Raw genomic sequence first — 20,147 nt, forward strand, 5'->3', positions numbered from 1 at the left:
GGTGGTGCGAACGCCGGCACCAACTCGTGGTTGACGGTGTGCACGAGGGTGGTGACGCTGCCCTACGCCGCCGACGTGATCCTTCAGGCGTCGATGCAGCAAAGCTACAGCTCAAGCGTCAAAACCTGGACGGCGCGGTTCAAAGCCAACGGAAACGTGGTCGAAGCGCGTGGTGGTGCGGGTGCCTACACCGACGTCCCGTCAATCAACGGCATGACCAGTCTGCCAGCGGGAACGTACACGATCGACCTCGAATGGTTCGGTCTCGACAACACGATTTCGCTGACAGCTGCCAATCTTATCGTCGATCCGGCAATGAAATGAGGGCCGCATGAAGTACGTCCACTATATCCTCTACCATCTCGAATCCGGCGCTCTCCTCCAGTGCGGCGGGCCGGTCCTCGAAAGCGAGGTCGCGCGCCAGGCGCCGCCCGATCGGCCGTGGGGCGCGGTTGCGGTCGATGAGGATGCGCTGATCGTCGAGGAGGACGAAGCCGGCGTGCCGCGCGCCTCGATCAACATGGTCGCGGTGCGTCGTTCCTCTATCGATCGCATCAACGCGGGGGCGGTGGCCGAGTTGGCCCGCCACCTGACACCCGGCATGGCTGGCACCTACGCAGCCAAGCTGGCCGAGGCCGAGGCGCTTTCGGCCGATCCGGACGCGGCGGCACCGATGCTGCGAGCCGAAGCCGACGCCAGCGGGCAGTCGCTCGCGGACGTGGCGGCGGCGGTGATCCAGCGGGCGCAGGAATGCCAGCAGATCCGCGCTGCAATCGAGGCCGCCCGCCAACAGGCGAAGGCGGCGGCGCTCGCCGGCAACATTCCGGCGATGGTGGCGGCCGAGCAAGTCGATTGGGCGGCAGTCAGCGCCGCCGCTTTGGAAGGAGAAGAGGCATGAACGCGATGACGGATGAAGAATATCAGCAGCTGCAGTCGCAGGTGGCGGCGGAAGCCCAGCGTCGCGCGATGGATACGGCGGCGGCCAATGCGGAGCGGATCGCACCGTTGATGGCGATCACCGCGTCGGAGGCATTCGGCACGCTCAAGGCTGCGGTCGAGGCGCTGCCGGCCGAGCTGGCCGCCGACGCGGTGATCGGGCCGTGCATCAACGCGATCAAGGTGGGCATGGCCGGCGTGTTGAAGTTCGCGCCCGGCCCGGCGCCTGACGGCGGTAACTGACGCGAAACCAAGGACATAGCCTCGGCGAAACCTAGAGGGATCGCCGCCTTCCATGAACTTCGCCATGACCGCACAATGGCTGGTGCCGCTTGGGTCCCTCATTACTGCAATGCTGGGGGGCGGGCTTATCAAGGTCGTCCTCGACCACCTGCGCAGCAAACGCGCCCAGACTGACAGCGTAGCCCTGACGCTCGTTGAGACTCTGAAAGAGCGCGTCACGACCCTCGAAGCCGAGATGAAGCGCGAGCGTGATGCGTGCGAGGCGCGGATCAGCCGCGTGGAGCAGCATAGCTGGCTTGTCCGCGAGCAGGCCGAAGCCCTCGACCAGATGCGCCGCCACCAGATGCGCAACAGCCGCCAGGTGATCGTCACCCTGCTCGATCTACTGGAGTTGGCGCCAACCCGCATCTCCGAAATTGTCGAGCGGACTCGGGGGCAGCTCAAGGACATCGACAACTCGGAAAACGCTGAACGTGAAGCCTTCATGGCGGCTCGGGCGGAAACGCTCAAGGCACTTGCCAAGCCCACGGACGAGGATTTGGCCGATGTTCGACCGTAAGGCGCTCTTTGACAAGATCCGAGAGGTAAAGGGCCACCCCCTGACGCAAGCCGACGTCGATGCGGTCAACGCTGTGCTGGATGGCTTGCAGCCGGGCACCGACCCGCGATGGTTGATCGAAGCCCGCAAGGATTTGGGCTTGAAGGAAATCCCCGGCGCCCAGCACGCGCCCCGGATCATCAACATGCTCAAGCTGCTGCGCTACCCATTTAGCGACGACGAGACACCGTGGTGCGGAACGGCAATGGCCGCTTGGATGACGCAGGCCGGGATCGCTCCACCTCCACAGGCGTATAGGGCGGCGAACTGGCGCGATTGGGGAATGCCCTGCACGCCTCAAGTCGGCGCGGTGGGCGTGAAGTCTCGCGTTGGCGGCAACCACGTCACGATGATCGTTGGCATCACCGCCGATCGCAAATTCTACAAGGGGCTGGGCGCGAACCAGTCGAACGGGGTCAACATCGCCGACTTCCCGGTCGACGTGATCGACAGTTTTCGGTGGCCTTCGACCGTCGCGGTGGCTGGGTTGTCGCTGCCGGTGATGCCGCGCGGGACTTTGGTAGGGAGTGAGGCATGACCGACTTCGCCGCCCGCGTTCGCCGCGTCCGAATGAAGGACGGCGCCGACGTGCATGTGCTTCATACGCCGCGCGTTCATAAGAACGAGAATGGTGATCCTGAAAACTTGCTCGGCAAGATTGTGCAACACGCCAAGCAAGTCGTCGACTTCGACACAGAGGGGTCAAGGCTCGATGGCTTTTTGATCATCGGATTTTTCGATGATGGATCGTCCAGCCTCAGCTTTCGGACCCCAGACCGACTGCCATCCGCTCTCATCCCGGCATATGTGACCGAGTTGGTCCGCCGGGATACGGTCGTCAACCGTGAAGCCGAACGCGTGTTCGACGCCAAGTTCGAATGGGTCGAGCGATGACCCCCACCCGCGTCCCCCACCTCCGCATCGTGGTCGCGGCCACCATCATGGCGATCCTTGGCTATGCCGGGTTTAGCCTGTGGGTCGTGCTGTGGTCGCAGGACGCGGCGATGAAGGGCGACGTGATCGGGACGTGGAAGTCGTTCGCGGTACTGGCGTTCGGCTTCTGGCTGGGTTCGTCGAGTGCCGGGAAGGCCAAGGACGAGACGCCTACGGGCACACCGGCCGACCCCGTCAGCGTCGTTCCGCAGGAGCCCGCGCAATGATCCCCCTCGCACTCGCATGGCTCAAGCCCAAGCTGCTCGCGGCACTCCCCTACCTGTTCTTCGCGCTGGTCGTCGGCGGCGTGTGCCTGTGGATCAACGGGCTGCGCGAGACGGTGGAGGAGCAGGCGGCGGCGATCGGGAAACTGCAAACCGACCTGGCGGCCGAGCAACTGGCGCGGCGGAAGGATGTGGCTGGGCTGACGGCGCTGTCATCGGGCCTCGCACAAGCCGCGACGGACACGGCCAAGGATCAAGCCATCCTCGAAAGGACAATCGACCATGCGAACCCGGCACCCGCTTCCGCTGGCCTTGCTTCTCTGCTCGACTGCCTGCGGACCAAAGATCGCGGTGGAGAGTGCGCCCCCGCCGCCAGCACTGGTCGCTGATCTACCGGCCGATCCTGCCGTGCCCGAGGTGGTGAACGAGGCGACGGCGGGGCAGTATATCGTGGATCTGCGAGGGGCGCTGCGCAATGTCAGGGCGCGATATGAGGCGTTGAGGGCTTGGGCAACGGGCCAGTAGGGCAACTATTCGGAAATTCCGAATAGTTCGATTTCCACGAGCGATCGCAACGGCTTACGGGTTAAATACGGGCAAATCCCGTAATTATAAACTACCCCATTTCGCCCACCCATGCTACACCCTCCCGGTGATCGCGGCGGCGTCTTACGCTGGGCAGTTGTATGGCCCATCTCGCACTAGCCTCAGGCTGAAGAAGAGATAGCCCGCGATCACGCCCCGGCTGTTGGGGCTCTCCCTATACCCTCCCACCGGCGGCGGGGGTCTCAAATCGCGACGTAGGCACCTTCACCGCCCTCCTGCATCGCTTGCCATATTTCGTCGCAGTAGACGCCCCAGCGATCAACATTGTCCCACATGCGCTTGAGCATGGGCGTTGAGAGCGCGCGAAACTGCTCCAAGATGTCTCCGTCAAAGTCGATCATCGGCTCAAGATACACGACATTGCTCACGCCCCCGCTCCCCGGTTCAGGGCGGAGGGGGTGGCAACCTTTGCTCTAGGGTTCGCTATGAACCTCTGAACCCCGGAATGGGCGGACAAAGCCGGAACATCGCGGAAGCGTGGGCGGGCAGAACCTAGCGTTTCCGGGCATTGCGGCGTGCGAGCGCCGTGTTTGTAAACCGAAGGTCGGGGGTTCGATCCCCTCAGCCGGCACCAGATTTCAAGCGTCTTCGTCCTCGTCGCCGTCCATTTCGGCGTCGACCATGTCCATGAATTCGCGCGCGCTCTCGCGCTCATCCTCATCCTCGAACGCGTCTTCGAGGTCGGGGGCGACGCCGAGCATGTACATGAGCGACCACAAGGCAAAACGGCGACCCTCATCGCGTTCCAGCCCGAACTGCAGCCGCAGCCGGTCGGTCCCGGCGACGAGCGCCTCGGGCGGGAGGTCGGCAATGTCCTGGGTGCCGAAGAATTGGACGAGGAGCTGATCGAAATCCATTGGATACTCTTAATCCAAACGGCTTTTTCGCACCACAAATGTCTGCGATATGGCCGGCATATCAGCGATCGCCATATCCTCGCGGACTTCGAGCACCTCGCATCCGGATGCAGCAAACCTGCGGAAAAGGACGTGCTGCGGGATCGCGTGGATTTCCATGAGAGGCTGTTCGGTAGCCATGTAGATCGCTGGATCGAATCGATAGCCTTCGATGAAGGTCGGGATTTGGAATATCGCCACGCCGCTTGGGCGCAAACGGTCCAACAAGGATGCGAGGATGGACAGTGCCACCGGCGGCGGATTGTGTTGAAGGACGATAAAGGAGACGATAAGATGGGCTTCAGGCAGTGTGCTGATATCCTCGATCTTCAATATCTGGCGAAACTCAGCGTTCGAAGCGGAAGTCTGCTCTGCCCGCTGGCAGGCGAGGCGCAGGTGCTCGGGCGAAATATCGACACCTATAACTGCGTCGTAACGCTCGGCTAGATTAAGCGTGATTCGCCCAACTCCGCAACCATAGTCGATCACCGTCGCCAACTGAGAAGGATCGATGCCAACGCGACGTAGCGTGCAATCAATCATGTGGCACAGCGTCGATCCCGACTGATAAAAGTTGTCGAGGTTCGCCTCAATGTTCTCTGGTGTGAACTCGTTCCCGGTTATCACGGACCAATGTGCCGCCTCTTTGCCCAGGGTGGTCCATGACTGCTGAATGCGCGTGAGCATAGTAGCTAGCAATTCTTGGGAACAGTCGGTTTCGATGGGATTGTCGCGTTCGTAAATCGCACGGCCCAGAGCGGCTCCTTTACCCTTGAGTTCATCGCTAGACAGCATTCCCTCGCGGAGACCTCGATAATCAGTCTCTCCACGCAGGATTCGAGCTACATGATGATCGAGGCCGCCCGGATCTGCCTGTCGGCCTAATATCCAGAAGTATGCCGATTCAACGGCCTGAGCGACTTCATCCTTATGCATCTGTTCGTTCATCCGGCCTGATCCTGAATTTCTTCTTATTGCTATCAAAATGCGAACCTTGCACCTACCCCGAACACGATCGCACGCGCGTCGGTGGTACCGTTGGTCAGGATCGAGGTCGCGACGGGGGTTCCTTCGAACGCGATCGCCTGCCGATCGACGCTTTCCTTGTCGAACAGTATATATTCGGCGGCGGCGTCGAGCGTGATCGTCTCGTTCAGCTTCGTGCTGGCGCCGGCAGCGATCGCGGTGCGGTTGCCGTCGGGGACGTTGGGATCGCGGCGGCCGTCCTGCGTGGGGGTCTGGTCGCGATAGGCGCCGCCTCGCACCGTGATTTCGGGGTTGATCTGATAGTCGAAGCCCGCCGCGACCGTCCATGTGTCGCGATAATCCTCGGGCACGAAAGCGCCGGGGGGCACGGCCAGGCGGATACGATCGAACTTCGCCCAGCCAAAACGGCTGATTTGCGCGTTGAGGGTCAGCGCGTCGGTGGCCTTCACCCGCACGGCGCCGATGATCTGCCACGGCGTCATGAAGGTCGCGGTGGTGTCGAACTTGGTGTTCGAGTTGGCGAGCGGGCCGAGCAGCCCCGAAATGGTGATATCGCCGCCGAACTTATGCTTGATCGCCGACTTGTAGCTGAGGCCCAGGCTCACCCGTTCGCCCACATATTGCGCGCCGGCGCTGAAGCCGAGGTCGAGCGCGTTGCCCTTCAACGCCTGCGATCCGTCGGGCAGGGTCGCGAGCACATTGGGCAGCCGCTTCTGCAGCGTCGCATCGGCATATTCGATGTTGAGGCCCGCGCCGACGCGGAACTGTTCGGTCAGCTTGATGCCGATCGAGGGTTGGACGTCGATCGTGATCAGCTTGGTCTTGTCGGCGATGTAACGGGTCCAGCTGTCTGCCTCATAGTCCGTCGTCAGGCTGAACGGAGACGACAGAGCGATACCCACCGTGATGCGATCATTCAGCGGCACCGCGATCGAGGCGGAAGGAAGGATGCCTTTCTTGGCCGGATTGCCCGGCGTCAGATCGCCACCCACCGGCGCGGCGGGCTGACCGGGGCGCTGGATCCGCGTCCCGGCGTCGCGGACATTGGCGTCGGGAAGGATCAGCGCCGCGCCGATCGCCGCGTGGGTGCGGGGGCTGCCGGCGATCGATGCGGGGTTCCACCACAGCATGTCCGATCCCTGATCGGTCGCCTCGCCCGAAAAGGCGTGGCCCGCGGCGCGGATCGACTGTTCGGCCAGATAGAAGCTGGTGGCCTTGGCCGGCACGGCGGCAATAATCGCCAGGGCAACGAGGGTCGCCCGGCCACACGACAATATACGCATCGCCACGATCCCCGTTTTCGGTCCCTCAATAGGGCGCACCCGCGAAACGACATAAGTCAAATCAGGACTCTCCGCCAGTCGGCACTGGACAAACACGGCGCTTCACTATCAAATCCGCGCCGCAACTGAGATCACAGGGAGATCTCGCCATGCGGGTACGTTTTTGGGGCACGCGCGGATCGCTCGCCAAGCCCGGACCGTCGACGTTACGCTATGGCGGCAACACGTCGTGCGTCGAGGTGGTCTCTCCGGCCGGCACGCGGCTCGTCATCGATTGCGGGACGGGCGGGCACGAGTTGGGCAATGCGATCATGGCCGAAGGCAAGCCTTCGCGCGGCCATATGCTGATCAGCCACACCCACTGGGATCATATTCAGGGCATACCCTTTTTCACGCCTTTCTTCGTGCCGGGACACGAGTGGGATCTCTATGCGCCGCAGGGCTTCCAGGAGTCGCTGAAGGACGCGCTCGCCGGGCAGATGGAATATACCTATTTCCCGATCACGCTCGACGCCTTCGGGGGCAAGCTGCGCTACCACAATCTAGGGGAGGGCAGCTTCACGATCGACGACGTGACGATCCATACGCGCTACCTTAATCATCCCGCGCTTACGGTGGCTTTCCGGCTCGAAGCAGGCGGCGCGGTCGTCGTCTATGCGTGCGATCACGAACCCCATTCGCGCGACATGGCCGATGGAGAGGGCGATCTGTGCGGCGAGGATCTGGCGCATGCCGAGTTCATGCGCGGGGCCGACCTGATCATCCACGACGCGCAATATATCGCGCCCGAATTTGCGGCCAAGCGCGGCTGGGGCCATTCGACGGTGGAATATGCGTTGCGCGTCGGCCGCGCGGCGGGGGCGCGCAAGCTGGCGCTCACCCATCACGATCCCTCGCGTCACGATGGCGCGGTCGACGATGTGATGGCGCAGCTTTCGACACGCACCCTGCCCGACGATCCCGAGCTGTTCGCCGCGGCCGAAGGCATGGTGATCGACGTCGCCCCCGCGCGCACGCCGACCTTGCTCCGACTGGGGCAGGAGGCGCCCAGCGCGATCCGCGAAGGCGCCATTGCGACGGTGCCTTCGATGCTGCTGATCGCCGCAGATCCTTCGATCGCGGAACGGATCGGAAAGGCGGTCGCCGATGAGCCCGTCCACCTGAGCTATGCGCCGATCGCGGAGGAGAGCGTGAAGCTGGCCCGTCGCCGCGTGCCGTCGCTCCTGCTTGCCGAGGCGGCGACGCCCGGCATTGACGATCTGGTCGCCAAGATCGTGCGCGACGCGGGGCATGATGTGCCGCTGGTCCTTGTCGGTGGCGAAGGCCCACCGAGCGGCGTGGCAGTCGATCGGCTGGAGGAACCCTGGTCGGTCGAATATGCGCGCACCCGCATCCGCACCTGGTTGCTGCGCGGCGAGGCGCATTGGGAACGCCCGCCGATCCCCGTGGACGAGGCCGATCGCATGGCGGCGCTGCGCGCGCTCGACATTCTCGATACCCCGCAGGAAGAACGCTTCGACCGCCACACCCGGCTCGCCGCCGCCCTGTTCCGCGTGCCCGTGTCGCTGATCAGCATCATCGACAGCGACCGGCAGTGGTTCAAGTCGTGCTTCGGTGCCGACATGAGCGAGACCCCGCGCGAGCTGAGCTTCTGCGCGCATGCGGTGGCGGCGCGATCAATGCTGGTGGTGCCCGACACGCTCAAGGATGCCCGATTCCGCGATCATCCGATGGTGCAAGGTGGGCCGCGCCTGCGCTTCTACGCCGGTGCGCCGATCTATGCGCCGGGTGGGCAGCCGATCGGAACGCTGTGCATCATCGATACGCGGCCGCGCGTGATGACCGAAGAGGAACAGAGTTTGTTGCGTGACCTGGCGGGCATGATCGAAAGCGAGATGGACATGACCCGCACGGTCGATATCGCCTCCGCGCGATGACCGCGCTCGAATCCATATCGCTGAAGCCCGACGCCCCGCCCGCAAAGGGCAGCGGCAGTTCGCGCGCGCTGTTCCGCCGGCTGTTCTGGCTTTACCAGGGCGGCTGTGCGGCGGCGATCGTGATCGTGATGTTCCTCGCCTTCCTGGGTGAGGAGTTCACGCTCTATCAGTGGATCGTGCTGTCGCTGATGACCCCGTTGGTCGTCGCCGGCTACAACATTCCCGACGTTGTCCTGATCACCCGCCACCACCGGCCGATCGGCCGTGCGCTCGACATGCTCGACCGTGGGGAGCGTCCGCCGACGGACGTGCTGGCGGAGGCGGTGGTCGGGGCGCTCAACCTGCCCTTCTACTCGTTCATGCGGGTGACGTTCGTGCACGGCCCGCTGGTGACGATCCTGACCGCGATCGTCCTGCCCGGTGCGAACCTGCTGTTCGGGACCGAATATCAGCTCTGGCAAATCCTGGCCTTCTGCGCGACGACGATGTTCTTCGCGTCGCCCACCCACGCGATCTTCGAATATTTCGGGGTGAGCCGGGTGATGGTGCCGATCATCGTCCGGCTGTCGAGCGCGATGGGCGGGGTGCTGCCGCCCGAATATCAGGCGCGGCTGGTGTCGATCCGGCTCAAGAGCAAATTGCTCTATCTGGCGATCTTCGTGACCGCGCTGCCGCTGATCTTCTTCGGCCTTTCGATGGTGTTCAAGGTGGAGCGCATGCTGCGCCTGTCGGGGGTGCAGCCGACCGTCGGGCAGATGGCGCCCTTCTATATCTGGATCGCGGGCGTATTGCTGGTGTGCGTGCTGGGGTCGGTGATCATGGCGCTGCTGACCGCGCAGGAAGTGTCGCGATCGGCGAGCCTGCTGGTCAGCGGCATGCGCGACGTCGAACTGGGCAATCTGGAGGATGTGCGGATCGAGGTCGTCTCCACCGACGAATATGCCGACATCTTCCGCGGCTTCGAATTGATGCTGGAGGCGTTGCGCGAGGAGCAGTTGATCCTTGCGATCAGCAACGATCTGGCGGGGGAGTTGCAGTTGGACCTGCTGATCGCGCGGATCATGCGGGCAACCACCGAATTGCTCAACGCCGAACGATCGACCCTGTTCGTCTATGATCCCAAGACCGACGAGCTCGTTTCGTTGTTCGCGGAGGGCGACCTGATTCACGAAATCCGGATCCCGTCCGACACCGGCATTGCGGGGGCGGTGTTCCGATCGGGCGTGTCGGAGAACATCGCCAATCCCTATGCCGACCCGCGCTTCAACGCCTCGGTCGATCGCGAGACGGGTTTCCACACCGAAACCATCCTCTGCCACCCGATCTTCAACAAGCAGGGCGGCTGCGTCGGTGTGACGCAGGTGCTCAACAAGCATGGCGGCGGCGGCTTCACCGCGAAGGACGAGGCGCGGCTCCGCGCCTTCTCGGCCCAGATCGCGGTGTGCCTGGAAAATGCCCGGCTGTTCGACGACGTGCTGAGCATGAAGAATTACAACGAGAGCATCCTCAAATCGACGTCGAACGGGGTCATCACCTTCGATGACGAGGATCGCATCGTCACCACCAACGAGGCCGCCCGCCGCCTGCTGGGCGTCAGCGACACGCTGACCGGCGTGCCGGCGCGCGAGGCGTTCAGCGGCGTCAATGCGTGGATCGCCGAACAGCTCGAACGATCCGATCGCGCGAAGGAATCGAACCTCGCGGTCGACGCCGAAATCGCCCGCGCGGGCGACAGCGCGGCCTCGGTCAACCTGACCGCCGCGCCGCTGATCGACGCCAACGAAGCCGTCATCGGATCGATGCTGGTGCTGGAGGACATCACCGCCGAAAAGCGCGTACGTTCGACGATGGCGCGCTACATGTCGAAGGAGGTCGCCGATCAGCTGCTGGAGGCGGGCGAGAGCGAGCTGACCGGCAAGGACCAGACCGTATCGATCCTCTTTTCCGACGTGCGCGGTTTTACGACGATCGCCGAGACGATCGGCGCGCGCGGCACCGTCGCGATGCTCAACGAATATTTCACCGAGATGGTCGACGTCATCTTCGAACATGGCGGCATCCTCGACAAATATATCGGCGATGCGATCATGGCTTTGTTCGGGGCGCCGTTCGCGGGGCCGGATGACGCCGACAATGCGGTGCGCACTGCGAACCAGATGCTGGTCGAGCTGGCCGCGCTCAACGCCCGCCGCGCGGCCGACGGGGCGAAGGCGATCGATATCGGGTTGGGGATCAGTACGGGCGACGTGATCGTCGGCAATATCGGCTCGATCAAGCGCATGGAATATACGGTGATCGGCGACAACGTGAACCTCGCCTCGCGGCTTGAGGGCGCGAACAAATATTATGGGTCGAAGATCCTGTTCTCCGAATTCACCAAGCGTGGGCTCACCGCCGATCATCTGACCCGCGAGATCGATCTGATCCGGGTGAAGGGCAAGGACTTCCCCGTCGCGGTACACGAGGCGCTCGGCTATCGCGCGGGCGAACTCGATCGCGGGCTGGGGCTGATGTTGGAACGCTATGCTGCGGGACTTGCGGCATATCGCGCGCGCGCTTGGGGCGACGCGCAAGAGAACTTCCGTCTCGCGCTGCAAGCAATGCCCGGAGACGGTCCCTCCGCCATGTATCTCGACCGCGCGAGGACGTTCGCCGAGACCCCGCCGACGGCGGATTGGGATGGCGTCTGGACGCTGACGAGCAAATGAGTTCGGCAACGTCCGACCGCCGTTCGGCTGCGGTGTTTGCCGCGCGTATCATTCTCGCGTTGATTGTCGGCGGCACCTTCGCGTTGTTGGCGTGGCGGTTCGTCCATCGTCCTCTGTGGATCGACGAGACGATGGCGATGATCAACTATCCGGTCACCGGGTTCGTTGGCCTGTTCGCGCCGCTGCCCTATTATTCGCAGGCCGCTCCTCCGCTTTTCAATCTGATCGGCTCGGCGATCGTGGCGATGCCGCCAGCTATCGCGCGGTCGATGCTGGCGTTGCTGGTCATCGGCGGGCTGGCGGCGGTCGCGTGGTTGGCTTTCCGTCGGTGGTGGGCGCCGTTGCTGGTCATCGGCTATCCGATCGCGATCCCTTCGCTGCTGATTTATGCGACTGAGTTCAAATATTATGGCGTCGAGACATTGGGTGCGGGCATCGTCGCCGCCTGGTTCATGGCGCGCCGATCGCGCGAACCCCTGCGTTTTCGGGATATTGCGATACTGATCGCGGCGATGCTGTGCGGCATCTCGACGATGGTGCTGGCGGCATTGGCGCTCGCCATTGCAGCTCTCCTGTCGTGGCATCGGCGGGGGCGGATCGGCGCGGGTGAACTGGCGCTGGGATTGCTTTTCGGCTTCGCGATGATCGCTTATTATGCGGCGATCCGTTTCGGCACCTCGATCCAGATCAACAACTATCCCGACAGTTATGGCGGCGGCGGGCTGGCGAGCGCGCGGCGCTTTGTACAGGCGGTGGATGGAATTCTGACATCGCGCGGCGCGCCGATGATATTGGTCGCGGGTGCGATTGGGCTGGGCGGGGGCGGGCCTAGCCGCCGCGTGCTACTGCTGTCGGCGTGCGCGGTGACGGTGTTCCTAATCCTCGCGATGGCCGGTCTCTATCCCGCATCCTCGCCACGGCATCTCGCTTGGCTCAACGGCATCGCGCTGTTCGTGGTGCTGAACGCTGTCTCGACGCTAGTGGCGCAGAAAAGCCTGTGGCCCACATCACTCCGCTTTGCGGCGATTGGCGTTCTGTCGTTGCTCGTGCTGTCCACGCTGCCCCCTGCGCTACGGCAGCTGCGTAATCCGCATGCGGGCATGCGCGAAGCGAATGACGAACTGGTCGCTTGGCTTTCCGCCCAGCCCGCCAGCGCCATCGGCATGTGGCAGGGAACTCAGTCGGTCGTTCAATATTATCGCCCGTTCGCCCCGGCGATCGGCAAGCATCACTACTTCGGTAAGGTCGATCAAAGATCGGTAGCAGTGCCCAAGGCGCTGCTCGGAAAGCAGTTTCTCAGCCAGCCTTATGACCGGATCGTCGCGCGGATCGAAGCGGGACGGCGTGAGAAAGGCGGTAATGCTAACCGTGTCGTCTATCGGTTGCTTGGCGACTATCGAGGTGCGGCCCGATCTTTGCTGTCGGAAGCGCCGCGGGCGCAGCCCTTCCTGATCGTGGCGTCGCACGCCGATCTGAAGGATCAGGAAATCCGTAACCGTTTGCGCCGCGACGGCTTGCTGAAGGCTCTGGCCGAAGCGCACTGCACCTATCAGCCCGTGCTCACCGTACGCGCGGGCTTCGTTCTGCGCGTTGCCTGCCCGGCCGAAGCCGGGCAGGCAACGGCACAGCATCAGCCCTTGCAGAGTTCCTCGGTATAATCCCAGCCGGCGTCGGGGCCGAAGGTGATGCCGAGATCCTTGACGATGTCATCGATCTGCCAGTCATAATAGCTGTCATAATCGACCATGAAGAGCAGGGTCTTGAGGTTCTGCCCGGCCTCGATGCCCCAGCGGGTCGCTTCGAGGATGATGTTCATCGCCTGCGGATAGTGCAGGCCGACGCGGGTGAGCAGCGCCACGCTGACGAACTTGTTCGCCATCGTCAGGAAGCTCGCGAACTCGGGCGTGAAGTGCTTATAGGTCGACGCGATGTTCATATAGGCGAGCGCGTGTTCGCCGCCGTGGTTCGGGCCGAAACCGGTCAGCAGGTGCTGCAGATCGTGCGTATGGCCGATCCGCTTCATCAGATAGTCGAGGTCGCTCTTCGGCTCGTAATTGTGGACGAAGTCGGCCTTGTAACCCTTGCCCAGAAACTCGCGCAGCGCGGCGCCCAGCGTGCCGGGGGCGCAGTCCTTCACCCGATCGAGGCTGAGCGTGACCGGCTTGCGCGCGTCGAGCCACGCGGCGAATTCGGGGTTCTTCTCGCGCTCTTCGGCGATCAGGCGCGTGCCTTCCTGCAGATCGGCAACGTCGGCCAACGCGCGCGACATGTTCGGAATGTCGTAGGTCGTCGGCAGATCGTGGCCCATCCGGCGCAGGCTCATCGTCGTGAAGGCGTGCACATAGAGCGGGCTGTTGAGATATTTGGAGGTCGACATCGGCACGCTGCCGGCGACGGGCTCCATGCCCATCCGCATGTAGGCGGCCTGGTCGGCGGTCATTCCGCCTTCGTAATTGCCGGTCTCTTTCTTCTCGATGGTGGTCATCTCGTTCATGGATCTCTCTCCCAGGAAATCTAGATCGACAGAATCGATGCTGGTGGCAGTGCTTCCCCGCGCTCGAAGGCAACCTGCGTGAGCACCCGTTCCAGCAGGGGACGATAATCGGAATAGCGTTCGTCGTCGGTCAACGCGGAGCCGATCGCGCGCAGATGCGGGAATTGGTCGTCTGGCGCTTCGAGCAAAGCGCGGGTGACCTTGACGCGGCGGGTCTCGCCCTGCCGTTCCCAGGCACGCGCCATCGCGGCGGAAACGGCGGCACCCACCGCAATCCGTCCGCTTTCGCGGCATAGTTCGAACGCCTTTTCGGGCGTAAAGCCGCGTGTGACGAGCAGGGCGACCTGCGTCTCCAGCGCGATGAGCCCTTCTTCAGGCCCGACCGCGCCCGACACGACAAGGCGCAGCAGTTCGGGCTCGCGGGCCAGCAGTTCATAATCATGCGCGGCATTGGCGCGGATGATGTCGGCCCAATGCTGGCCATCATCCCGGATCGCCGGACGTTCCGACAGCGCAACGGCAACGAGGCTGTAAAGCTCATCCTTATTCTCGACATAGGTGTAGATCGTGCCGAGCCCGACGCCGAGCCGCATCGCCACCGCGCTGATGCTCAGATGCTCGAGACCCAGTTCCTTACCGGCCTCAACCACTTGTCGCAGCGTCAACGACCGCGGACGTCCTACCGAGCGCCGCGCCTGGCCGCGTGAATCTGAATCCCTGTCTCGCATGAGTCGTGAAATACGGATCTAATTTCCGAAACGCAATTGGAAATACGTTTCCGGGTGGACGGCACGCGCAGCGAGCGCGATTGACCGATGTCTTGACGCCCCGGCTTCTGGCGCCAGCGATAGGAGAGAGACGATGGATCTGAAGCTGGACGGCAAGCGAGCGCTCGTCACGGGATCGAGTGGTGGGATCGGCGCGGGCGTGGCCGAAATCCTTGCGCGCGAGGGCGCATCGGTCGTCGTTCATGGCCGCGATACCGGCCGGGCCGAAGCCACCGCGCAGCGGATTCGGGCAGCCGGCGGGCAGGTGGCGATTGCGTGCGGCGATCTGTCGACCGATGCGGGGGGCAATGCCGTTGCCGATGCCGCGCTCGCGGCGTTCGGGGGCATCGATATCCTCGTCAACAATGCCGGCGGGCGATCGAGCGACAATGGCGTGGCGGACTGGCTGCAGGCCGAAGGGAATGACTGGGCCGATACCTATCAGATGAACACGGTCGCCGCCGTACGCCTGATCCGCCGCCTTGCGCCGGCCATGAAGGAGCGCGGCTGGGGACGGATCATCCAGATCGCGAGCGCGGCGGGCACATCGCCCAGCGCCAACTCGCCCCAATATGCGGCGTCGAAGGCGGCGATGATCAACATGACGGTGAGTCTTTCCAAGGCGCTGTCGCGCACCGGCGTCACCGTCAACACGATCAGCCCCGGTATGATCCAGACGCCCGCGGTCGATGCCTGGCTGGACGGAATCGCCGATGCGCGCGGCTGGCCGGGGGATAGGGCGAAGAGCATGACGTGGGTGCTCGACACTGTCGTCCACCAGACGGTCGATCGGATCGGAATCCCCGCGGATATCGGCAATGTCATCGCGCTGGTGGCGAGCCCGCTGGGCGACTTCATCAACGGCGCGAATTTCCGTGTCGACGGGGGCAATTCGCCGGCGGTGAACTGACGGGTTGCGCAGGGGGCATCCAAGACTCTAATTTCGCGCGGCAGGGGAGCCGTGCATGACCACGCCAGACGTCGACGATCACGCTCCTTTGCTTTCGATCATCATCCCCACGTTCAACGAAGCGGCCAACATCGCTCCGCTGGTCGATGCGGTGGGCGCGGCGCTGGGTGCGATCGCGTGGGAAATGATCGTCGTCGACGACGACAGCCCCGATCACACGTTCGACGTCGTCGCGGCGGTGGGGCGCACGCATCCCAACGTCCGGTGCATCCGCCGCGTCGGCCGGCGCGGGCTCGCGTCGGCGGTGATCGAAGGCGCGCTGGCGGCCAATGGCGATGTCGTCGCGGTGATGGATGCCGATTTCCAGCATGACGAGACGCGTCTGCCGGTGATGTACCGCACGCTGATCGATCAGGATGCCGATCTGGTCGTCGCGACCCGCTATGGCCGTGGCGGCGGGGTGGGCGACTGGGATCCGACACGGGTCGCGATCAGCGATCTGGCGACGCGGATGGGGCGGATGCTGATCGGCGATGCGACCACCGATCCGATGAGCGGCTTCTTCATGGTCCGCCGCGCGGTGCTTGCCGCGTCGGTCTATGATCTGTCGCTGCAGGGCTACAAGATCCTGCTCGACATCATCAGTTCCTCACCGCGCCGCCTCCGCATCGCCGAAGTGCCCTATATCTTCCGCGGGCGTCGCGAGGGCGAGAGCAAGATCGGCCCGATGGTGTTCGCCGAATTCCTGTTCCTGCTGATCGAGAAATTGTCGCGGGGGCTCATCCCACCGCGTTTCGTATTGTTCTGCATCGTCGGCGGGCTGGGTCTTGGCATCCACCTCGTCATCCTCAACGGGCTCGGCCTGCTCGGATTCGGTTTCCTGCCGTCGCAAATATCGGCGATCGCCGGCGCGATGCTGTTCAACTATGTCCTCAACAACGAGTTCACCTATCGCGACAAGCGCCTCACCGGCGTCAACGCGGTGGTCGGTGCGTTCGCCTTCGCAATTGTCTGTTCGATCGGCGCGCTCGCCAATGTCGGCGTGGCCGAGCTGGCGATCCGGCAGACCGACAATTGGTCGATCGCGGGGATCGCAGGCGCGGTCATGGGCGCGGTGTTCAACTTCGGCGCGGCGACCAGCCTGATCTGGGGGCGCCGCGCGAAACGCCGCCGCAAGGCCGCCGCATGAGGGACAGCGCCGCCGCGATCCGCAACGGCCGCATCGCTCTGATCGTCATTTTGCTCGTCGCGGCGGGGCTGCGCTTCGGCTCGATCGATTATGCGCTGAGCTTCGACGAGATCGCATCGATGGTGTTCGCGCGTCAGCCGCTTTCCAGCCTGTGGAGCGGCTGGATGGTGCGGGAGACCAATCCCCCGCTCTTCTACACGCTGCTGCATGGCTGGATCCACATCTTCGGATCCAGCGATATCGCGGTGAAGGCGCTGCCCGCCGTCATCGGCCTCGCGACGATCATTGTCGGCTATGGCGCGGGCCGCAGGCTCGGCGGTGTCTGGGCGGGGCTGAGCGTCGCGACGCTGATGGCGGTATCGCCCGAACATATCCTGATGAGCCAGTTGGCGCGCGCCTACATTCTCGCGGCGCTGGGCGTGCTGATCGCGGTGCATGGCCTGATCGATCTGGTGCGCACGCGCGATATGCCCGTCTGGCCCGCACTCGCCCGCTACGCGATCGGCGCGCTGATCGCGCTCTACAGCCACACGATGCTGGTGCTGTTCGTGATGCTCGCCAATATCGCGGTCCTCGGTGTCATCGCGATACGGTGGGACCGGAAGCGCGGACTGCCGGGGCCGTGGATCGTCACCAACGCGATCGTCGTGCTGCTCTGGTCGTGGTGGGGTTGGATCACCTGGCAGCAGCTTGGCGGCGGTGGATCGAACATCACCTGGATGACCGCGCCGCCTTTATCCGATGTTTATTGGGATATCCGCGAGACGTGGGTGCCAGTCGATTATGGCATTGCCGGGCGCGTGGCGGTGCTCGTGATTCTTGCCAGCCTTGGTTACGCGCTCTGGCAGGGGCGACGACGCGGGCGGATAGTGCTGCTCCTCGCTGGTGCGCTCGCGGTGCCCGCCATCCTCTATGCGATCAGCCTGAAGGTGCCGGTCTATAGCCCGCGCGCGATCTTCTGGCCGGGCATGTTATTGACGCTGGGGCTGGGCATCGCGATCGCCGGCCTGCCGAACCCGCGCTGGCGCCTGTCCGCGTTGGTGGTGCTCATCACGGCGTCGATCGTCCAGCATCTGGCGTGGCTGCCCGACCGCGAGGCCGAGCGGTTCGACGATCTCGCTGTCGCCCTTCGTGCGCACCCCGAACGGCCGGTGCTGGTGCATGACGAAAGCGTCGCGCTTGCGATCGATTATTATTGCGGGGCGTCCTGCCCGCTCACCATCGTCGCGGTCGATCCGACGGCGCAGCGCGACTGGTTCCGTGGACTGTCCGGCGTGCGCAACATCCTCCCTGCGCAGGCGACGGCCTTCGTCGCCGACCGTCCGTTCGCGACAGTCAGGCGCGACAACAAGGATGTCGAGCCGCTGTTCGCGCGCGATCCGCGCTGGATCGCGACGCGCAGCAGGTTCGGGATCGGCCTTTACCTCGCCGAATGGGCCCGGCGTTAGTCTAGCAGCGCTTCGATCGCCTCGGCCATCGCGACGTCGCGCGCCGAAAGCCCGCCCGCATCATGCGTGGTCAGCAGGATTTCGACGCGGTTCCACACGTTCGACCATTCGGGGTGGTGATCGGCCTTTTCCGCCAGCAGCGCCACGCGCGTCATGAAGGCGAAGGCTTCGGAGAAATCCTTGAACGTGAAGGTGCGCTTGATCGCGTCGCGCCCCTCTTCATAGTCCCAGTCCGAAAAGGCATCGAGCGCATCGGCGCGTTCGGCATCGCTCAGGGCTTCGATCGCCATATCAGGTCTCCGGCTGGCATGTTCGTTTCGCGCACTCTATGTCGCGGACGATGAGCGAAGGTCAAACATTTGCGCCCGATGCCGACCGGCTGGAAGCGATTGCCCGTGCGACCATCGCGAAACTGCCCGCCGAATTCGCAGCGCATATCGGCGATGTTGTGCTGCGGATCGAGGATTTCGCCGATGACGAGACCCTCGCCGAAATGGGGATCGAGAATCCCTTCGAACTGACCGGCCTCTACACCGGCCGCCCGATCGGGGAGAAGTCGATCGACCTGTCGGGCACGCTGCCGGACATGATCCACCTTTATCGCCGCGCGATCCTCGACGAATGGGTCGAAACCGGGGTGAGCATCGAGGCGCTCGTCGCGCATGTCGTGATCCACGAAATCGGCCACCATTTCGGCCTGAGCGATGCCGACATGCACGCGCTGGAGGAACTCGCGGTTGATTGAGGCGCGGCTGGCCTTCGACAAGGTGTCCTGCCTGCGCGGCGACCGCCTCCTGTTCGAGGGGCTGAGCTTTGTGCTGAGTGCGGGGCAGGCGGCCCTGCTCACCGGCCCCAACGGCGTCGGCAAGTCGAGCCTGCTACGCATCGCCGCTGGCCTGCTCCCGCCCGCGGTTGGCACGGTCGAGCGCAGCGGCCGGATCGCGCTGGCAGCCGAGACGGCGGCGCTCGACGCGCGTCTGCCGCTGGGCGATGCGCTCGGTTTCTGGGCGAAGCTCGACGGGGCGGGGGAGAGCGATGTCGCCCGCGCGCTCGATGCGATGGGGATCGCCAATCTCGCGCCTGTGCCCGTCCGCATGCTCTCGACCGGGCAGCGCAAGCGCGCGGTGTTGGCGCGGGTGATCGCGGGCAACGCGCCGGTGTGGCTGCTCGACGAACCCGGAAACGGCCTCGACACCGCCTCGCTCGATCGGCTCGCACAGGCGATGGCCGATCATCGCAAGGCAGGCGGCATCATCCTTGCCGCGACCCACCAGCCGCTGGGCCTCGACGATGCGATGCCGATAGCCCTGAAACCCCACAATGAGTCGCCTGTCGCATGAGCGCCTGGACCGCGATCGTCCTGCGCGATCTGCGCGCGCATTATTCGGGCGGCGGCGCAGTGCTGCCGGTCGTCTTCTTTCTGCTGGTCGCGACGCTCTTTCCCTTCGCGGTCGGGCCGGACGGCGTGCTGCTCGCCAAGATCGGCGGCGGGGCCTTGTGGATGGCGGCCTTGCTCGCCGCGCTATTGCCCGTCGATCGCCTGCTCGCGCCCGATGCCGAGAGCGGGGTGCTTGATCAATATTGCGTGCGCGGGTTGTCGGATGAGGGCGTGGCGGCCGCCAAGATCGTCGCGCACTGGCTCGGCTTCGGCCCGCCGCTGATGATCGCAGCACTCCCCGCCGCCGCGCTGCTGCGTATCGACGGCGCGACCCTTATCAAGCTCGAGGCCGGCCTCGCGATCGGCACGCCCGCGCTGGCGGCGCTTGGCCTGCTGACGAGTGCGCTGACCCTCGGCCTGCGCGGGGCAGGGGCGCTCGCGGGGCTGCTGATGCTCCCGCTAGCGGTGCCGCTGCTTATCTTCGGGGCGGGCAGTTTCGGTGGTGACGGAATGGGCGCGATCAAGCTCCTCGCCGCCACCTGTCTCCTGCTACTCGCGGTCGCACCCTTCGGTGCAGGCGCGGCACTGCGCGCGGCACGGGAGTAGAACG

Annotated in this window: 25 protein-coding genes; 18 read left to right on the top strand and 7 right to left on the bottom strand. The window is 64.3% G+C overall.

From position 1 onward, the window contains the following. The 9 genes from FYJ91_RS20745 to lysC all read left to right on the top strand — a co-directional run. Positions 1-324: hypothetical protein (locus tag FYJ91_RS20745; protein WP_181008606.1), on the top strand; the 324-nt coding region annotated here is incomplete at its 5' end. Between the two features lie 7 nt (positions 325-331). Further along, positions 332-898, top strand: a complete 567-nt coding sequence (locus FYJ91_RS19920) for a hypothetical protein (protein WP_149524088.1) — start codon at positions 332-334, stop codon at positions 896-898. Continuing rightward, positions 895-1,179, top strand: a complete 285-nt coding sequence (locus FYJ91_RS19925; protein WP_149524089.1) for a hypothetical protein — start codon at positions 895-897, stop codon at positions 1,177-1,179. Before FYJ91_RS19920 ends, FYJ91_RS19925 begins: the two co-directional genes overlap by 4 nt. Positions 1,180-1,231: 52 nt before the next feature. Further along, positions 1,232-1,738, top strand: a complete 507-nt coding sequence (locus tag FYJ91_RS19930; protein ID WP_149524090.1) for a hypothetical protein — start codon at positions 1,232-1,234, stop codon at positions 1,736-1,738. After that, entirely contained in the window at positions 1,725-2,315 is a 591-nt protein-coding gene (locus tag FYJ91_RS19935) for a TIGR02594 family protein (protein WP_149524091.1), read from the top strand. The genes FYJ91_RS19930 and FYJ91_RS19935 overlap by 14 nt, the downstream gene beginning before the upstream one ends. After that, the gene (locus FYJ91_RS19940; RefSeq protein WP_149524092.1) at positions 2,312-2,671 is read left to right on the top strand and encodes a hypothetical protein; all 360 of its coding nucleotides are present in this window, start codon (positions 2,312-2,314) and stop codon (positions 2,669-2,671) included. Before FYJ91_RS19935 ends, FYJ91_RS19940 begins: the two co-directional genes overlap by 4 nt. Then, positions 2,668-2,937 carry a hypothetical protein gene (locus FYJ91_RS19945; RefSeq protein ID WP_246152773.1) on the top strand — a complete coding sequence of 90 codons (270 nt, stop codon included), beginning with the start codon at positions 2,668-2,670 and terminating at the stop codon, positions 2,935-2,937. The genes FYJ91_RS19940 and FYJ91_RS19945 overlap by 4 nt, the downstream gene beginning before the upstream one ends. Beyond that, on the top strand, positions 2,934-3,323 hold the full coding sequence (locus FYJ91_RS19950; RefSeq protein ID WP_149524093.1) for a hypothetical protein: 390 nt from the start codon (positions 2,934-2,936) through the stop codon (positions 3,321-3,323). The genes FYJ91_RS19945 and FYJ91_RS19950 overlap by 4 nt, the downstream gene beginning before the upstream one ends. Then, a complete protein-coding gene (lysC, locus tag FYJ91_RS21135) occupies positions 3,217-3,459 on the top strand; it encodes an Rz1-like lysis system protein LysC (protein ID WP_425474080.1) in 243 nt (80 codons plus the stop codon). The genes FYJ91_RS19950 and lysC overlap by 107 nt, the downstream gene beginning before the upstream one ends. Before the next feature lie 263 nt (positions 3,460-3,722). Here the strand turns inward: lysC and FYJ91_RS19955 are convergent, their stop codons facing one another. The 4 genes from FYJ91_RS19955 to FYJ91_RS19970 all read right to left on the bottom strand — a co-directional run bounded on the left by FYJ91_RS19955 (position 3,723) and on the right by FYJ91_RS19970 (position 6,706). Next, entirely contained in the window at positions 3,723-3,908 is a 186-nt protein-coding gene (locus FYJ91_RS19955) for a hypothetical protein (RefSeq protein WP_149524094.1), read from the bottom strand. A 210-nt stretch (positions 3,909-4,118) separates the two neighbouring features. Further along, positions 4,119-4,397 (bottom strand): hypothetical protein, encoded by a 279-nt coding sequence (locus tag FYJ91_RS19960; RefSeq protein ID WP_149524095.1) that lies wholly within the window; start codon positions 4,395-4,397, stop codon positions 4,119-4,121. Positions 4,398-4,406: 9 nt separating this feature from the next. Further along, positions 4,407-5,384, bottom strand: coding sequence for a class I SAM-dependent methyltransferase (locus FYJ91_RS19965; RefSeq protein WP_149524096.1), 978 nt, complete (start codon positions 5,382-5,384; stop codon positions 4,407-4,409). 32 nt (positions 5,385-5,416) lie between these two features. Then, complete coding sequence (locus FYJ91_RS19970; protein WP_149524097.1) at positions 5,417-6,706, bottom strand: OmpP1/FadL family transporter; 1,290 nt, start codon at positions 6,704-6,706, stop codon at positions 5,417-5,419. 149 nt (positions 6,707-6,855) lie between these two features. Between FYJ91_RS19970 and FYJ91_RS19975 the strand changes: the two genes are divergently transcribed. The 3 genes from FYJ91_RS19975 to FYJ91_RS19985 are packed head-to-tail and all read left to right on the top strand — an operon-like array spanning position 6,856 to position 13,009. Beyond that, a complete protein-coding gene (locus FYJ91_RS19975; RefSeq protein WP_149524098.1) occupies positions 6,856-8,643 on the top strand; it encodes a GAF domain-containing protein in 1,788 nt (595 codons plus the stop codon). Beyond that, positions 8,640-11,351 (top strand): adenylate/guanylate cyclase domain-containing protein, encoded by a 2,712-nt coding sequence (locus tag FYJ91_RS19980; RefSeq protein ID WP_149524099.1) that lies wholly within the window; start codon positions 8,640-8,642, stop codon positions 11,349-11,351. Before FYJ91_RS19975 ends, FYJ91_RS19980 begins: the two co-directional genes overlap by 4 nt. After that, entirely contained in the window at positions 11,348-13,009 is a 1,662-nt protein-coding gene (locus FYJ91_RS19985; RefSeq protein ID WP_149524100.1) for a purine-nucleoside phosphorylase, read from the top strand. Before FYJ91_RS19980 ends, FYJ91_RS19985 begins: the two co-directional genes overlap by 4 nt. Here the strand turns inward: FYJ91_RS19985 and FYJ91_RS19990 are convergent. Continuing rightward, positions 12,982-13,845, bottom strand: coding sequence for a Coq4 family protein (locus tag FYJ91_RS19990; RefSeq protein WP_149524101.1), 864 nt, complete (start codon positions 13,843-13,845; stop codon positions 12,982-12,984). The two genes, FYJ91_RS19985 and FYJ91_RS19990, sit on opposite strands and share 28 nt — an antisense overlap. 20 nt (positions 13,846-13,865) lie before the next feature. Then, positions 13,866-14,495, bottom strand: coding sequence for a TetR/AcrR family transcriptional regulator C-terminal domain-containing protein (locus tag FYJ91_RS19995; RefSeq protein WP_181008607.1), 630 nt, complete (start codon positions 14,493-14,495; stop codon positions 13,866-13,868). Positions 14,496-14,706: 211 nt separating this feature from the next. On the opposite strand from FYJ91_RS19995, the gene FYJ91_RS20000 reads away from it, so the two are divergent. From FYJ91_RS20000 to FYJ91_RS20010, 3 genes are read left to right on the top strand one after another with little or no spacing between them, the layout of a single operon-like run. Further along, positions 14,707-15,522, top strand: coding sequence for an SDR family NAD(P)-dependent oxidoreductase (locus tag FYJ91_RS20000; RefSeq protein ID WP_149524103.1), 816 nt, complete (start codon positions 14,707-14,709; stop codon positions 15,520-15,522). A gap of 55 nt (positions 15,523-15,577) precedes the next feature. After that, complete coding sequence (locus FYJ91_RS20005; RefSeq protein WP_149524104.1) at positions 15,578-16,711, top strand: glycosyltransferase; 1,134 nt, start codon at positions 15,578-15,580, stop codon at positions 16,709-16,711. Further along, positions 16,708-18,159 carry a glycosyltransferase family 39 protein gene (locus FYJ91_RS20010; protein ID WP_149524105.1) on the top strand — a complete coding sequence of 484 codons (1,452 nt, stop codon included), beginning with the start codon at positions 16,708-16,710 and terminating at the stop codon, positions 18,157-18,159. The genes FYJ91_RS20005 and FYJ91_RS20010 overlap by 4 nt, the downstream gene beginning before the upstream one ends. On the opposite strand, the gene FYJ91_RS20015 is transcribed toward FYJ91_RS20010, so the two are convergent. Then, positions 18,156-18,449 (bottom strand): 4a-hydroxytetrahydrobiopterin dehydratase, encoded by a 294-nt coding sequence (locus tag FYJ91_RS20015; protein WP_149524106.1) that lies wholly within the window; start codon positions 18,447-18,449, stop codon positions 18,156-18,158. The genes FYJ91_RS20010 and FYJ91_RS20015 overlap by 4 nt on opposite strands. A 50-nt stretch (positions 18,450-18,499) precedes the next feature. On the opposite strand from FYJ91_RS20015, the gene FYJ91_RS20020 reads away from it, so the two are divergent. From FYJ91_RS20020 to FYJ91_RS20030, 3 genes are read left to right on the top strand one after another with little or no spacing between them, the layout of a single operon-like run. Then, entirely contained in the window at positions 18,500-18,904 is a 405-nt protein-coding gene (locus tag FYJ91_RS20020) for a metallopeptidase family protein (protein WP_149524107.1), read from the top strand. Further along, the gene (gene ccmA, locus FYJ91_RS20025) at positions 18,900-19,499 is read left to right on the top strand and encodes a heme ABC exporter ATP-binding protein CcmA (protein ID WP_149524164.1); all 600 of its coding nucleotides are present in this window, start codon (positions 18,900-18,902) and stop codon (positions 19,497-19,499) included. Before FYJ91_RS20020 ends, ccmA begins: the two co-directional genes overlap by 5 nt. Beyond that, complete coding sequence (locus tag FYJ91_RS20030; protein ID WP_149524108.1) at positions 19,496-20,143, top strand: heme exporter protein CcmB; 648 nt, start codon at positions 19,496-19,498, stop codon at positions 20,141-20,143. Before ccmA ends, FYJ91_RS20030 begins: the two co-directional genes overlap by 4 nt. Positions 20,144-20,147: the final 4 nt, after the last annotated feature.

This window comes from Sphingomonas montanisoli, from assembly GCF_008274695.1.
Classification (GTDB): domain Bacteria; phylum Pseudomonadota; class Alphaproteobacteria; order Sphingomonadales; family Sphingomonadaceae; genus Rhizorhabdus; species Rhizorhabdus montanisoli.